The sequence below is a fragment of the Brachyspira alvinipulli ATCC 51933 genome (genome assembly GCF_000518245.1).
Classification (GTDB): Bacteria; Spirochaetota; Brachyspiria; order Brachyspirales; family Brachyspiraceae; genus Brachyspira; species Brachyspira alvinipulli.
Genome location: NZ_KI912403.1, coordinates 258,600 through 273,839, shown reverse-complemented (window position 1 = coordinate 273,839; position 15,240 = coordinate 258,600). Strand labels below are relative to the sequence as shown.

The 15,240-nt window shown below is 23.7% G+C and carries 15 protein-coding genes; 7 read left to right on the top strand and 8 right to left on the bottom strand.

Going from position 1 to position 15,240, the window contains the following annotated elements; genetic code table 11:
• The first annotated feature begins 3 nt into the window (after positions 1 to 3).
• The 4 genes from infC to T324_RS0108690 all read left to right on the top strand — a co-directional run bounded on the left by infC (position 4) and on the right by T324_RS0108690 (position 4,945).
• A complete protein-coding gene (infC, locus tag T324_RS0108705; protein WP_028329894.1) occupies positions 4 to 591 on the top strand; it encodes a translation initiation factor IF-3 in 588 nt (195 codons plus the stop codon).
• Between the two features lie 89 nt (positions 592 to 680).
• Positions 681 to 884 (top strand): 50S ribosomal protein L35, encoded by a 204-nt coding sequence (gene rpmI / locus T324_RS0108700; RefSeq protein ID WP_028329893.1) that lies wholly within the window; start codon positions 681 to 683, stop codon positions 882 to 884.
• A gap of 14 nt (positions 885 to 898) precedes the next feature.
• Entirely contained in the window at positions 899 to 1,252 is a 354-nt protein-coding gene (gene rplT / locus T324_RS0108695; RefSeq protein WP_028329892.1) for a 50S ribosomal protein L20, read from the top strand.
• 633 nt (positions 1,253 to 1,885) lie between these two features.
• Complete coding sequence (locus tag T324_RS0108690; protein WP_028329891.1) at positions 1,886 to 4,945, top strand: hypothetical protein; 3,060 nt, start codon at positions 1,886 to 1,888, stop codon at positions 4,943 to 4,945.
• A gap of 943 nt (positions 4,946 to 5,888) precedes the next feature.
• On the opposite strand, the gene T324_RS17735 is transcribed toward T324_RS0108690, so the two are convergent.
• Positions 5,889 to 6,800, bottom strand: a complete 912-nt coding sequence (locus T324_RS17735) for a CAP domain-containing protein (RefSeq protein WP_051436824.1) — start codon at positions 6,798 to 6,800, stop codon at positions 5,889 to 5,891.
• A 229-nt stretch (positions 6,801 to 7,029) separates the two neighbouring features.
• On the opposite strand from T324_RS17735, the gene T324_RS0108680 reads away from it, so the two are divergent.
• From T324_RS0108680 to T324_RS0108670, 3 genes are all read left to right on the top strand, one after another.
• Entirely contained in the window at positions 7,030 to 7,551 is a 522-nt protein-coding gene (locus T324_RS0108680; protein ID WP_028329890.1) for a hypothetical protein, read from the top strand.
• Between the two features lie 113 nt (positions 7,552 to 7,664).
• Positions 7,665 to 9,239 carry a DUF3800 domain-containing protein gene (locus T324_RS0108675; RefSeq protein ID WP_028329889.1) on the top strand — a complete coding sequence of 525 codons (1,575 nt, stop codon included), beginning with the start codon at positions 7,665 to 7,667 and terminating at the stop codon, positions 9,237 to 9,239.
• A gap of 114 nt (positions 9,240 to 9,353) precedes the next feature.
• Complete coding sequence (locus tag T324_RS0108670; protein ID WP_028329888.1) at positions 9,354 to 10,496, top strand: hypothetical protein; 1,143 nt, start codon at positions 9,354 to 9,356, stop codon at positions 10,494 to 10,496.
• 2 nt (positions 10,497 to 10,498) lie between these two features.
• On the opposite strand, the gene T324_RS17040 is transcribed toward T324_RS0108670, so the two are convergent.
• The 7 genes from T324_RS17040 to T324_RS0108630 form a co-directional block, all read right to left on the bottom strand.
• Positions 10,499 to 11,059, bottom strand: coding sequence for a hypothetical protein (locus T324_RS17040; RefSeq protein ID WP_038375153.1), 561 nt, complete (start codon positions 11,057 to 11,059; stop codon positions 10,499 to 10,501).
• 170 nt (positions 11,060 to 11,229) lie between these two features.
• Positions 11,230 to 11,484, bottom strand: coding sequence for a hypothetical protein (locus T324_RS0108655; RefSeq protein ID WP_028329887.1), 255 nt, complete (start codon positions 11,482 to 11,484; stop codon positions 11,230 to 11,232).
• A 21-nt stretch (positions 11,485 to 11,505) separates the two neighbouring features.
• Positions 11,506 to 12,513 (bottom strand): hypothetical protein, encoded by a 1,008-nt coding sequence (locus T324_RS0108650; protein WP_028329886.1) that lies wholly within the window; start codon positions 12,511 to 12,513, stop codon positions 11,506 to 11,508.
• Between the two features lie 30 nt (positions 12,514 to 12,543).
• Positions 12,544 to 13,077, bottom strand: coding sequence for a hypothetical protein (locus T324_RS0108645; protein WP_028329885.1), 534 nt, complete (start codon positions 13,075 to 13,077; stop codon positions 12,544 to 12,546).
• Positions 13,078 to 13,091: 14 nt separating this feature from the next.
• On the bottom strand, positions 13,092 to 14,117 hold the full coding sequence (locus T324_RS0108640) for a hypothetical protein (RefSeq protein WP_028329884.1): 1,026 nt from the start codon (positions 14,115 to 14,117) through the stop codon (positions 13,092 to 13,094).
• A 10-nt stretch (positions 14,118 to 14,127) separates the two neighbouring features.
• Positions 14,128 to 14,571, bottom strand: a complete 444-nt coding sequence (locus T324_RS0108635) for a hypothetical protein (protein ID WP_028329883.1) — start codon at positions 14,569 to 14,571, stop codon at positions 14,128 to 14,130.
• Between the two features lie 90 nt (positions 14,572 to 14,661).
• Positions 14,662 to 15,198: a hypothetical protein gene (locus T324_RS0108630; protein WP_028329882.1), complete on the bottom strand. Its 537-nt coding sequence runs from the start codon at positions 15,196 to 15,198 to the stop codon at positions 14,662 to 14,664.
• Positions 15,199 to 15,240 lie beyond the last annotated feature (42 nt).

Here is a 15,240-nt window from a genome sequence, read left to right as displayed (position 1 = left end):
AATATGGCAACAGTAAAAAAAGAAGGAGAAAGAATTAATCAATTTATTACTGCACCAGAAGTTAGAGTTGTGCATGATGAGAGGGGAAGTCTTGGTATAATGAGCATTAAAGATGCTTTAGCATTAGCCAAAGAGGAAGGCTCAGATTTGGTGGAGATTGTACCTACAGCAGAGCCGCCTGTTTGTAAGATTATCAATTATGGTAAATATAAATTTGATATTCAAAAGAAGAGTAAAGAAGCTAAGAAGAAACAAAAGTTAGTACAGCTTAAAGAAATCAAGATGCGTCCTCAAATAAGCATACATGATTATAACTTTAAAATGAAGCATATTCGTGAATTCTTAGATGAAGGCAATAAGGTTAAGATTACTATAATGTTTAGAGGTAGGGAAATGGCCCATACTAAATTTGGTTATGACCTTATTGAAAAGATTATACAGGATTTAGAGAATGAAGCTGCTACAGAAAAGCCTGCCAAATTGGAAGGAAAAAATTTATCTGCAGTACTTAATCCTATAAAAATGAAAAAAAGTTCTTCTGATTCTGAAAGTTCTTCAAAGAAAGAAGTTTCTGAAGATACAGAGGAGTAATATTTTTTAATAAGCCCACTACCTATATGTACTTATCATACATATAGTTTGAGCATACAGTAAATATAATTTTAAAAGGATATTAGTTTATGAAACAAAAGTTAAAAACAAAAAGCGGTGCTAAAAAGCGTTTTAGATTTTCTAAAAGCGGTAAAGTTAAATTTGCTCATGCATTTGGTAGCCACAAATTTTTGAACAAAAGACCAGATACTAAAAGAAAGTATCGTAAAGCTAGAATAGCTGATGACACTAATATGGCTGAAATGCCTAGATTGATGCCTTATGGCAGATAATAAAGGAGACTAAAATGAGAGCAGTTAGCGGTGTAGTAAGAAAGAAAAAGGTTAAAAAAATATTAAAGATGGCTAAAGGCTATTATGGTTCTCATAGCAAGCAAATGAAGCAGGCTAAAGAGGCTGTAATAAGAGGTTTAAAATACGCTTATCGTGATAGAAGACAGAAAAAAAGAATGATGAGACGTTTATGGACTTTAAGAATCAATGCTGCATGCAGACCTTTAGGCATATCTTACAGCAAGTTCATTAACGGACTTAAAAAAGCTAATGTTATAATAGACAGAAAGGCTTTATCTAATTTAGCTATTGAAGATTATAAAGCATTTGAAGCAGTAGTTGAAGTAGCTAAGAAGGCACTTGCTTAATTAGACTTAAAAAATATTTACTTATGTATAAAATTACCGTTGGTATTCTTAATAGAATGCCAACGGTTTTTTATTTTTAAATTTCAAATACATATCATAAAATCAATTCTTAAAAATATATAAATCAAGAAACAAAATCATTGTATATCTCATACAAAAACACTAATACAAATATCAAACTTTAAAAAAACAAAGGCCCTGCCAAGATTTTGAATCTTAACAGAGCTATTAATCCCGCTTTCCTATATTTTTATCATAAATAAAAAATTGCTCGTTAATAAGCTCCTGCTATTCTCTTGAATGCCAGGCACTCACAATTTTTTATTAAGGCACACGCAGTCCTTTGAATAGGGTATCAAGACACACAAGAGATTACAGAAATCCCGGTAATCCCGCTTTCCTGTATATCCAGAAACGATTTATTAAAACCACTTTTTAAGCTATAAGCAACAGGGTATCGAGACTGGTGGCGAACCCATATAGAAACTGTAATTTAGTTAGTTGTATTATTTTAACAACTAAATATTAATATGTCAATGATCATAACGTATTAATATTATTTTATAATTTATATCATTGATTTTATAATTTTTTATAATATAATAAAATTACATATTCTTAAAGGATTTTTATATGTCTAATAATCATAGTAAAAAAAGATATTCATATACACCCGATTCTCAAACTTATAATCCATTTGATCAATTATTTAATTCTGATGAAAATACTGTAGACAGCAATAATAATAATAATAACAATAGAAATAATAACAATAATAGAAATAACAATGAAATATATTATTTATCTTATTTTTTGAAAGAAGATAAGAAGCACAATGACAAAGATAAAAATAAAATTAAAAAACTATTAATACCGCTTCTTACATTTATTGTTGAAAATAAACAATTTAAATATGAAAAATCACATCTTAAAAAAGATTTTGCAGTTGTTATAAGAAATAGATTTGAAAAACTTCCTTCAGAATATAAAGATGAATTTATCAAAGAAGATAATATGCTTATTAGACAGAATGTGTTGGAGTATAAAATCAATAATGCTTTTACTGAGGCTGCAGTATTTTTAAGAGATTTTAGAAATATAATGATGCATAAAAATGTAAAAGAAGATACTTTTTCAAGATGTAAATTTAAAAAATTTCAAGGAGATTTATTTACATTTTTAATACTTAATATGAAGGCTGCTTTTGGAATCAATGATAAACAAAAATCTTTATTAAAAGAAAAAAATAAAGAAGAAGGTATAAAATTATCATCTGATAAATTTGAGATTAAAAATGAATATATAAAAAAAGTATTGGAAATGAATGCTGAAAGAATGGGAGAAAATTTTGCCAATGTACCATTTATATATGCTTTATCAATATTGGCTATGTTTGTTGAAAGTAAGTATATAAAAGATATTTTGGACTTAATAAAATTGAAAAAATTTATTGAGGAATTTATACTTTCATTTTCTTTAAGAGGTGGATATAAAACTTTTGTTCCAGGTATTTCTTTAGAAGATGATGAATTATATTTAAAACAAATAGAAAATGAATATATAGTTAATAATGAAGTTTCTACTACAGGAAGAAGACTTAAAAAAAACTTATCATATTTCAATATTAATGATATTGATGTTAATAATGACTTTGCAGTTTATAAAAAGATTTTGAAATTCTATAGCTATAGAACAAGTTTTCCAAAGATTGAAGAATTTGAAGATTTAATAAGAGAGTTTAAAGCCAAAGAAATAGCGAATGCCAATAAGAATAAAATTGATGGTATAATAGAGTTTAATAGAAATGTTAAAGAGCATAATGCTAAAGTAGGGCGTGATGAAATATTAAAAGAACAGCCTGTACCTCGTTTGGAAACTGAGTATAAAAATATTATACCTTTATTAACTAATGTGTTTAGAAATGAAGATATTTTTATTAAAGATGCAGCTGAATTTTTATCTTTAAAATATAAAAGTCAATTTGGAAATAATACTTGGACTATATCTGGAAATACTATTATATGGATTGAGCCTAATGATGATATATTATTTGATCTGAGAAGAAAAGTTAAGCCTTCAAAAAATGGATTACATTCCATATATAAAATAGTGTACAGTAAAAAAAATGCAGAAAGATACAGTTTAAACAGACATAATTTAAGAGCCTTAATAACTTCTATTTTAATTAATGGTGGAGTGGAATTCAAAAAATTAAAAACTACTGCATCAGATAATTGTACCGCTTCTAATAATAAAGAAACTAATAAAGTTAATAATGATAGATTATTAATTGATGCTATTAAAAAGAAAAGTGAAAATTGGAATAGATATCAGCAGGCTTCTTTTATAATTAAAGTTATTAGAAGAAGTGCTATGAAAAATGTGAAATTACATAACAGAGATAGTGTTGCTTTCTTCCATGAATTTACTAGAGTTTTATATTTATTAGATAATAGAACTGGAAATGTATATGATGATGTCATTGCTGTTATGCATAGATATAAAGTTGATACACGTAATTTTTCTGATAAAGTAAAGAATGTACTTAGATGTAATACTTTATCTGAAATGCTTAATCAATCTTTTACTTTATTTACTATTCCAAATAAAGAAATAAAAAACGATTCTGATAATTTACTTTTTAAAACTTGGAGTAAATTTGCATTTCTTCCTTGTAATGAGAAAAACAAAGAAATTTCAGACATACTTCAATGGAATGATATAAAAACTAAATATGATATTAAAAATAAAAATGCGGATTTATTTGATATACTGTCAAAAATTTTTGAACAAGAAAAAATGACTCCTCCTCATTTAGTTGATATATATAATGATTATATTAAAAATAATAAAATAGATAAATACAGAAATAAAGAAATTAGAAATATTATAGCAGAAGAAATGATATTAACATATATATCTTTACAATATGTTAATAATATGAATAAAAATAGAAATTCTTATTTCAGATTAGAAAGTTATGAGGATATAACAGATAATAGCCCTTTAAAATTTAATTTAATATGGGAATTAAATCCTATCATTGAAATTAATATAAAAGACTATATGAAAAAAGATATACGTTCTGCTTTAAATTGGATATTCGATGCTTCAAGAATAAAAGAAGAAGGTAGAATTGGAGGAAAGAAAGATTTACAGGAATGTCTTACTAATGTCATTAAATCTTATAAAATGATTACTTCTCATTATATATTAAAAAATAAATGTCCTAAAGTTTCTGCAGAGATTGGCAAAGATATTTTAAATGCAGATAATATAAAAGATATGGTAAAAGTTTTGGTATGGGCTCAAAAAGAATTATTATATTTTATTTGTAACATAGAGGCTGATATTATATACACACTAAATAAAATATATACTCAACCTCAAATAGATGAATTAACAAGAGAAGAGGGATATTTCAATTTCAGAGATTTAGTTAGTTTACATAATATAGATATAGAAAAAATAAGAGTTTTAGATAATCATAAAAATAATTCTGCTTTTGATGATTCTGAAACTGAAAAAATAATAAATGTTAGAAATATGTTGGCACATGGAAGATTATTTGATGAAAGTGCTGAACTTAATTATAAGTCTGCTATATCTATATTAGATGATGCTATGAAAAAAACTTTAGAAAAATCTTTAAAAGATGTATATCTAAAAAATAATAAATACAATAAAAAATAATGCATATTTATTTTGCAGTTGTATATATTCGGTATATACTAAGAATTTTTAACTTTCTTAACTGATGGATTTTATCTAAATTTTATCAACTTTTTTGCTGCACAAAAAAGTTGCAAAAAACGCAATTACTAGAACTTTATATTTAAGAATATCTATTAAATATGGTGTAATACCCTAATTTTAGGTTAAAAATGCAGTTGTTCGCGAAGCGTATCCGAGCCTGTCGAGGATATAGGTTCTCGCCGAAGGCGGGCTGTGCCTTATACCAATACTTACAGTACTTCCTTCGGTCGTAAAAGAACTGGGGTATGGGGCAAAGCCCCATATATAAAAACAAAAATATAAACTTATTTTTGACAAAATATAGTTGTTTAGGTATGTATTGTTAATTTCAAATTTTAATAAAACATTATTTATATGTAGAAACAATTTAATATCATTAATAGACATATATCATATAAAAAATCTAATTAAAATATAAAAAGCCATGCCAAGATTATGAACCTTAACAGAGCCATTAATCCCACTTTCCTATATTTTATCATCAATAAAAAATTACTAGTTAATAACTTATGCCATTCTTTCGAATGTTAGGCAGGCACTAGCAATTTTTATAGCCAAAGGCACACGCAGTCCTTTGAATAGGGTATCGAGACTACATGACTGAGATTAAAAATCAATACAAATCCCGCTTTCCTGTATATCCAGAAACAGTTTATTAAAACCTCTCTTTAAGCCATAAGCAACAGGGTATCGAGACCTAAAAAACTATTGCAGTAGCTGGTGGAAATCCCGCTTTCCTGTATATCCAGAAACAGTTTATTAAAACCACTCTTTAAGGCATAAGCAACAGGGTATCGGGACGGATGATACTTTGTACCACGCCTCCTATTAAGCAAATATGTAAATAAGTATAATATCATTTTATTGTATTGTCAAATACTCAGTATAAAGAATCATTTTTATAATGATCTTCGTATTCATCATAGTCTTGATAAGAATCATATTGATTATAAGTATTATATTCATTGTCTTTTTTATTATATTCAGTATTATTATCTTTATATTTTGGATTATCTATTCCAAATATTTGTACCCAATAAGCTAAGCCGTTTTTTATATATAATCCTACTCCAACACTTGTATATCTTTTATCAAGAATATTTTCTCTATGACCTTTAGATTCCATCCAGCCTTTCATTACATGTTTGGCATCCTTATATCCATAAGCAATATTTTCTCCATTTCCATTCCAGTAATTTTTTATATTCAAGTCTTCCATTATTGTGTAGAATTCTTTTCCATTTGGTCTCGTATGTGAATAGTTTTCAAATAATTCTTTTGCTCTAGCCATTGCCATTTTTTCTAAATTTTTATCTCTTTTTAATTTTGTTATAGCTCCATTATTATTCCTATTGTATGTTATTAAATCATATATTTTATCAACTTCAGCATTATAATCAATTTCATTATAAATAGCAGTTACCACATAATTATAATTTCCAACCCTATAAACTCCAACTGAGGCATAATCATAATTAGCTAAAAAATCATTAGAAGGCAGACAAATTTTTACTAATGAATCAGAAGAATCGAATCCGTCTATATTGCTAATTACAAAAGAAGTAATATTTAAATTGATATCTGAAAGTGCTTCTCCAATCATATCATTATCCAAAGTACCTTCATTGGCATACATTTCCGCCATTTTAGATGTAGCTATATCTAATTCATAACTTTGTTTTAATGATAGTCTTCCATTTTTGAATCTATAATCATTAATTATAGAAACTAGGTCATAAGAAAATGCAATACTATTGCAAATAAATATTATTGATATTATGATGTTCTTCATTTTATCTCCTTAAAATTAATATAGATTCGATGATATTAAAAATATCATATTTCAAATTCAAACTAAAAAATAATTAATCTATATTCAAGAAATAAAATGTAAAAGAACTAATTATTATATACTTATAGTTTAATATAATTTTTATATTATTTCAAGTATTATTTAACTTGTTTTTATATGTATTTATTATATTATATGAAAATCATATAATATTTAGAGGATTCTTAATATGTTAATTGATAATGAAAAATTTATATATTGTAATGATATAATAAGCAATGATAATATTAAAAATGAATTATTACAATTAGTACATAATGCTAAAAATAGTAACCATGAAAATACTGATTTAGAGAAAATAATTTCTAATATAGAATCTACGATAAGTTATAATTTTAAGATAAATAATATTTCAGAGGAACAGATTGATTTTTTACACATATTGTTAAAAGAATATTTATATAAATATATAGAATATAATGAAAATATTACTTTTGATGAAATCAACAAATATATTTATAATATTCCAAATACCATAATAGATGATATAAAAAATAATAATAAATTATTTCCATTTGCTTATATTTTATCTATTTTTTATTTTTGTAATGTTGATGAATATTTTAATGATGAATTTATAAAGAAAATAAATAATATTGTATTTATTGAAAATACAGACAAAATATTTTTTGAAGATTTATTTGATATATTGTATCCTGAAGACAAAAAAAGATTAGAGATTTATTTATAGAATTAAAAAGATATGATTATCATAATGAATATATAGACTCTTTAATTAAAGATATTAATATTACTAATATCCAAATTAAAGTTAATAATTTTGATGAAATTCAATTGGGTATAGTGAAGGATATAATACAAAAATTATTTTGTAAAAAAAAGATAAGAGAAGAAAATGAAAAAATGGATTATATTAAAAACTTATTAGATGTTAACTTAGATAATATTATTAATGATAATTCTAATTTTCCTTTTATGTATTTATTCTCTTCATTGATATATTTATTTGATGATGAATCTGATATTAAAAAAGATATTATAAATATTGTTCTTTTTGAAAATAAACAGTTAATTACTTTTAGAGATGTTTTTAGTATTTTAGATAATAATAGCAAAGGTTATATACTAGAATTACTTACTAAGGCTAAAGAAAATAAAATTGATGATGATAACATAAAAAGAATCATATCAAATATTGATATATTAGATGACAAATTAATTATAAATTCTTTAACAGATGAAGATCTTTTACTATTTAAAAATAAGGCTACAGATATAGTATTAAAAGAAAAAGATAAAAAAAATAATGAAGAAAACAATTATATAGATAAGTATTTGCAGGAAGTTTTTAATCTTAAAATAGAAAATAATAATTTTCCATTGATTTATTTACTTGCAATTTTCAAACATTCTGTTTCTTCGGAGAAATTATATTCATTCTGTAATAAAATTAATGTAAGATATGAAATAATGGATTTATTATTTTCTGATTTGAGGGTATACAATCTTTATATGGATGAAAGCGGCAATATTAATGATAATAGAGAGAATGTATTTATAATAGGCGGATATTTAATTAATGATATTAATATGAGAAAATGGAATAATATTACAAAAAATTATTTTGATATATTAAGACATAAATTTAGAATATTTGATGATACTTTATTGCATAGAAATGAACTAGAAAAGAATAAAAAGAAAGCAATTACTTATGATGTATTTAGATTAATAAAAATAAATGGCGGAAAATTTATATATGTATATGAAAAAAATCCTTTTAATATAGATTTTACTAGACAATATTATGTTGATTTGCTTTCTGATTTAGTAATTAAAACATTAAATAAAATCATATCAGATGATAAAATTAATTTAAGTGAAGAAAAATTGCTATTAATTATAAAACTTTCATCAAGAAGCTATGAAGATAAATATAAAAGCCTTACTTTTAAATTTAAAGATGTTGAAAATTTTTTGATGTCTTCTATAGAAAATGCAGTAAATATAAATGATATATTAGATGAATGGAAAAAACAAAATATGAGATATCTATCCAATACTAGATATTTAGAAATATTGGATATAGAACCATTTATAAAAGATGGAATAGAGAAAATAAAAATTAATTATGGGTTGAATAGTAAAAATTTAGAATATTCCATACTTCCTTTAACAAATGCTACAAAAGATACTGATTTAGTTATAGCTGATTATTTTTGTAATATGTTTTATTCATTTAAACATGGTAATGGAATGGACACTGGGATATTTACAACATTTTTATATTTATGTTATTTAAAAATTAAGTATAATCCTTTTAGTAAAGATATAGATTTATATCTAGAAAAAAAAGATTATTTTAATATTTTAAGTAAATATATTACATTTAGAAAGATTTATTTTTCAAATAATTAAAATATAAACACTAAAGCATATGCTGAAAAAATATTTTCAAAAATTGCAAATTATTTTAAAGAAGATAAGCATTGGAAAAAAATCAGATATATAGTTGCAGCTTTAAAATCTATTTTGGAAAATATTGAGTATGAATCTAATTCACTTTATAATTATGATGATATTATAGAATCTTATGATATTTTAATATCTTTAGCTAAAAAAAATATTTTAACAGATGACATATCTTTGAATAAAGCAATAGTATTTGCAATTAATACAGAAAAATTGGCAGTTTTTAATCATTCAGATGATGATAAAAACGCTTATGAAGTTTTAGTAGATAATAAAAATTATAGAGATTATGCTTTAAATAGCAGTGAGTTTAAAGATAGGGTTATATTATTTGATACGATAAGTTATATTGTGTATTGGTATAAATATAATGCTCAAGATTCTATAAAAGCATTAAATGAAACTTTAGATGATAATAATATAAAATCAGAAGATAGAGCAAAATTATATGGCACTTTAGGACAAAGCTATAATATCAGTTATTATGTTACAAATGATACAAATGATTTAGAAAAAGCTAAAGATTTTTATTTTAAATCAATAGAATATTTTGAAAATAATAATTATCAAATTATTAGAGAATATAGTTATTTACAAAATTTAGCTATAAGTGCTAAAAATGAAGAAGAGTTTTTAGAATATACTCAAAAATATTTGGATTTAATATTAGAGGATGATGAAAATATCGGTGAATTAGGTGATAAAATTAATATATATTTATCTCAATATAATAAAAAAGATAAAGGATGTAAGTTTTTTGTTATAAGGCTTTTAAGATACTGCAATACATTTAAAATAAGTCAAAAATCAAAAGAAATTGCTGCTTTATTAATTTCTAATGAGAAAAATTTTATAAAATACAATTTATCTTCAATGGAAGATGTAGATATACAAAAAGAATATACTTTATTATTGTATAAATATAATAATAAAGAGGTTAACACTAAATATTTTGAAAGATGTTATGGTTTTATGATAGGTAAAAAAGGAACATTTAATGAAATGAGAATGCTTTCATTATATATAATAGAGATATTAATGGATAATGAATCCAATATTGATAAAGCTTTGGATATTATAGAAAAATTATCTGATACTTCTGATGGATATAAAAATACCTTTAATGAGTTACTATTATCTAAAGATTCAATAAATGATAAAAAAGAATGGGCATCAAAAGTAAGAGATAAATTATATATGTAATATTATTTTTTTATTCTATTAGCTAAGTCAAAATGATTTTTCCAATCTATATTATCTATTGCAAGTAAATATTCATTTTTATTTATAGATTCATAGAAATATATTTTATTATTTTTTATTTCTATGGGGTATAGTATTTTTCCATTATATTTAATGTTAAACTCTGGAAATTCTGATTCAAATACCGCTTTATTTGTATCTGCCAAATATACTAATTTGAAATTAGCTTTCATAAATGCATCTGTATTTTTAACAGAACTAAAATGCAGTACTCCTTTATCATCAAAAGTGTATTTTCCTTTGCCGTCGCTTCCTATAAAAGCCTTGCCTGATGATATATTTTCCCATTTGTATTTATATTTATCAAAATTGTTGTTTATATAATATTTTATATTTTTAATAGAATCTATAAAATATTTTGTATCATATTCTGAAATTTTATTAAATATTTGTTTTCCTCTTTTAGGTATATTTAATGTATTTCCAAGAATAAATATGTCAGCAATATGTAATACTATTAATATTATAATTATTGATTTGATATTAGATATTATTTTTTTCATATATTATTTACTCCTTTATTTTTATTATTTTATTATTTGTTCTAGATCATATTTATAGTTTTGACCTTTTTCTATTCTCTCATTTTTTAATATATATTCTTTTTCAATGCCCTGAGGATCCATATACCAAATAAACTTTATATCATAATTTCCTTCATCTAAATAAAAGTTTATATTGTATGATTTTGTGCTGCTGTCATATTCTTCTGAATATTTATTATATGTAAGATGCCCATAAGTTCATAACTATTTTCATTGCTTTTAGAAATATAAACAGATATAGGCAATGCTGGATTAGTTATAGAGCTAGTTTTAATTGTTATAAGAGAGTGATAAATATTAGGTTTAGTGTTTGCAGTGCATGATGCAAATAGTATTAATAATAAAGGCATTATAATAGTTATAAGCAGTATATTTTTTTTCATATATTGTACTCCTTTTGTAAGTTATAGTTTATGACTGAATGCCATTTGTACACCCATATCAAACAGTCCGTTCTCATCAAATATAGTAGGTGTAATATTGAAGCTGCTTGTTGATGTGGAATAAGAAGTATCTTGATCTGATAATGACCATCCAAATAATCCAAGCCCTATTATAGTTAAAGCAATAGAAGATCCTAGCATGATACTGCTTCCTACAGGATTAAAGTAAGGCATATTATCAGGTTTTGTATTAATCTCTCCTTTTTTCCAAGCATTGTATAAAGTTAGTTTTCTGTATTGTATTGAACCTGAAAGGGATGAATTAGGATTTTTATAAAGATAGTATTCATTTGCAGCACTTCCTCCTATCTCGGAATGCCAATCTACCAATTCAAAAGTTGAATATATAGTTCCAGCTAATCCTGAAGCTAAGAATAATATTCCTGTAACCATGGCTGGTACTCTGCTCTTCTTTTTTATGTTGATGTTATTCTCTAATTCTTTTGATACAGAAGAAGTTTTATAATATTTGATTTCGCATACAGAATCATAAGGGCTTGTTACATTATAGCCTGTTATTTCTTCATATAGAGATGAAGCAAGTCTCACTACATTATCATAGCTTAAATCATATAAAACTTTAGTTACAGATTTTTCGGATTTATATGTTCCTATATTCTTTATAGATAGAGAACATATATATTGACCATTTAATTCGATGATATTTCCTGATACAACATGAGTTATTATAGATTTATCAATAGATTTAGCTTCTGGATTATTCTCATTTATATCTTTATACTCATTATCGATTATTTCATCTATTTTTTTATTTCTGTTAAAAACATTTAATCCGTTATCAGTTAATACGCTTACTATTATTTCCTCTATATAAGTGTCATAATTGGGATCAAAATTTAAAGGTCTTATTGCTATTTTGTAATTTTTGTAATCATTAGTATTTGCCAATAATGAATTTACAAAAAACATTAAGAATAATATTGATAATGTAGATATTTTTTTTATCATATAATACTCCTTTTATTTAATTAATTTATTTTATAAACCTAGTGATATTTTCTTGGCAAGAGATTTTATTTTTTGTAATATTATATTTGGATCAGATGTAAACTGTTCAAAGTCTTCTATTCTTTCACGTTTACTTAAAAAAATTTGGTTGTTTACAATATTGATCATTTTACTAATAATAAAATATTCATTTGTAGTACTTTTTAATATTTTATTAAATATGATATAGTCAGCATTATATGGTATATTGAAACTATTAGCTTTATCACGATTTAAGTTATCAATTTGATAATTAACTTCGTCATATCTGTAATTTTCTATATCTTTATCTACAATAATGAAGTTATTATATTCTTCATTGCTAAGTTCATTTATTAGTATTTTAGATAAATTAGTAAATACATTTTTATAAAATTGAGAATTGATTGTTTCTATACTATAATCTATTTCAAATGCTGCTATAACAATTTTTTTCTTTGTATTTCCTGACTCATTATTATCATTTGTTTGACTATAAGCATACAAACTATTCAAAATAATAAATATAATTAATAATTTTTTCATCGATAACACTCCAATTATAAATTTTTGATTTTTTTGTTAAAGAATTCTTTTAATTGTATACCGAATTCTTCTTTTAATATTTTTGCTGTATTATATCTAGCCTGATCTTGGGCTTTTTTTAAATCAGATATACCTATTTTTTTATAGTTAGCTTTATCATCTTTAAATTTAAAAGTATGTATAATCTCATCATTTCTTGAAATAGATAAAGTAAACTGCATTATATATTTTATTTTATTTATAGTTCTGTTCTCTACAGGGGTTAATATTATATTAAGCTTAAAAATATAATTGGCATTACTGCTTGATGCTCCGTTTAGACCGTATTGGTTTATACCATAAAATAACAAATCCATTATTTCTTTATTTATTTCTATACCTGTATTTGCAGATATTGCAAAAGTTAATTGTGTTTCTGTTTCTTTTAATCTGTATAGAAAATCATCATATTTATAATTAAGATTCAAACATTTAAAATTCATGGCCTCAATTTGTTTGTTATAAACATAGTTTTTTCTTGATAGAATATATATAATTTCTAAATACATAAATTTGTTTAAATGATCTTTTTCAAATGATAAATGTTCATTATATGCTTCAATGCTGTTTTCATTTTTGAGTATTTTGTTTTTTAGTATTGAATATAGCTGTACTTTATTTGCTGCAGAAAATACATAATATTTTTTTTCTTTGTCGTTATACTCTTCTTTTACAAATTCTATATTAAAAATCTCAGCATAATTTTGTAAATAGGAATTTTCTTCTAAAAATGGCATATAAGCTATATTCATATTTTTTTCTTTATATTGCTCCAAAAATATGCTTTCAGCTTTAAAACCTATATAGAAGTATTTATCTGCCATATTAATATATGCATTTATTTTTGCTTCTTCACTAGTTTCTCCTTCACCTATAGAATATAAGTATTCATCGTTATTCATATATTTTTTTTCTAATTTTTTTATACTATTTGGAACTTCAGCCAAAGCATTTATATAAAAGCATATAAATATTATTTTTAATACAATAATTCTTTTCATTAATAACTCCTTAAAATTGAATACTTGAATCATTTAATATTTTTTCAATTATATAAATATGAATTCTATATATTTCTGCTTCTATTTTTTCTATATATTGAAAAGACCAAGAATATGTGTATATGCAATGACCATATTTAACATTAACTACTTTTATATTTAATTTGTTTATCTTATGTATTCTGCTTATATATCCAAATAGTACATAATCAGCATTTGAGTCTTTAGCATCATTCATTATTATTTCATTATAGTCTCTCATATCTAATAATCCAAAATTGTAATCGAATAATTGCGAATTAATTGTTTTTATAGTTTTTGATAGATGCTCATTGAACATTTCTGATATGCTTATATTGTCATTATATTCAAGTCCCTTAAAAGGTGATATGATCAATGTTTCTGAGAATAGGGAAGAAGCGATTAGTATAAACATTAGTAAGAATTTTAACATAAATAATACTCCTATTAATTTTATTTTTAATCTGGTATGATTAAATTATTAACCATACCAGTTAAATATGTATTTCTCCTTTAATTAATATTAACTATTTGAATTATTGATCTTTTCTATTATTTTTTGGCACATGCTTGGTATTAAATCTGATAAATCTGAAATGTTTTCAAATGTATTTTGTGAACCAGCTATATGATTTCCATCTGTATCTATAACTCTTACTATAAGTTTATGTGTTTTTCCCAATTTATTTATTTGTCCTATAAGTACATAATTACTGCGAAGTTCTTTAGCTATTTTTATGGCACTGTACTCATAGTTGGAAGAATATAATGAACTGTAATATTCGTTTTGATCTCTGTCTCTATCTTTGTCTTGAAAAGAACTGTCTATAAATTTACCGCTTCTTACTATTATATCTTTATAATTACCTAATTCTATTGCAAATAGATTAGATAATGATACATTGTCCATATCATTAGGACCTTGAAATGTTATTACTGCTATGCTTTTGCGTGAATCATAAGAATCAGAAGAATCATAAGAATCATAACTTGAATATGCAAATGCAGATACAGAAACTATAGCCATAATGAATAAAATAAATAATGTTTTTTTAGTCATAAATACCTCCTTATAATTATTATTTTTTTTTGATAATAAATT

Coding starts and splice junctions, on each gene's coding strand:
- T324_RS0108650 (WP_028329886.1), bottom strand. CDS start 12,513: ATGATAAAAAAAATATCTACATTATCAATATTATTCTTAATGTTTTTT.
- T324_RS17040 (WP_038375153.1), bottom strand. CDS start 11,059: ATGAAAAAAATAATATCTAATATCAAATCAATAATTATAATATTAATA.
- rpmI (WP_028329893.1), top strand. CDS start 681: ATGAAACAAAAGTTAAAAACAAAAAGCGGTGCTAAAAAGCGTTTTAGA.
- T324_RS0108645 (WP_028329885.1), bottom strand. CDS start 13,077: ATGAAAAAATTATTAATTATATTTATTATTTTGAATAGTTTGTATGCT.
- T324_RS0108680 (WP_028329890.1), top strand. CDS start 7,030: ATGTTAATTGATAATGAAAAATTTATATATTGTAATGATATAATAAGC.
- rplT (WP_028329892.1), top strand. CDS start 899: ATGAGAGCAGTTAGCGGTGTAGTAAGAAAGAAAAAGGTTAAAAAAATA.
- T324_RS0108640 (WP_028329884.1), bottom strand. CDS start 14,117: ATGAAAAGAATTATTGTATTAAAAATAATATTTATATGCTTTTATATA.
- T324_RS0108655 (WP_028329887.1), bottom strand. CDS start 11,484: ATGAAAAAAAATATACTGCTTATAACTATTATAATGCCTTTATTATTA.
- infC (WP_028329894.1), top strand. CDS start 4: ATGGCAACAGTAAAAAAAGAAGGAGAAAGAATTAATCAATTTATTACT.
- T324_RS0108630 (WP_028329882.1), bottom strand. CDS start 15,198: ATGACTAAAAAAACATTATTTATTTTATTCATTATGGCTATAGTTTCT.
- T324_RS0108635 (WP_028329883.1), bottom strand. CDS start 14,571: ATGTTAAAATTCTTACTAATGTTTATACTAATCGCTTCTTCCCTATTC.
- T324_RS17735 (WP_051436824.1), bottom strand. CDS start 6,800: ATGAAGAACATCATAATATCAATAATATTTATTTGCAATAGTATTGCA.
- T324_RS0108690 (WP_028329891.1), top strand. CDS start 1,886: ATGTCTAATAATCATAGTAAAAAAAGATATTCATATACACCCGATTCT.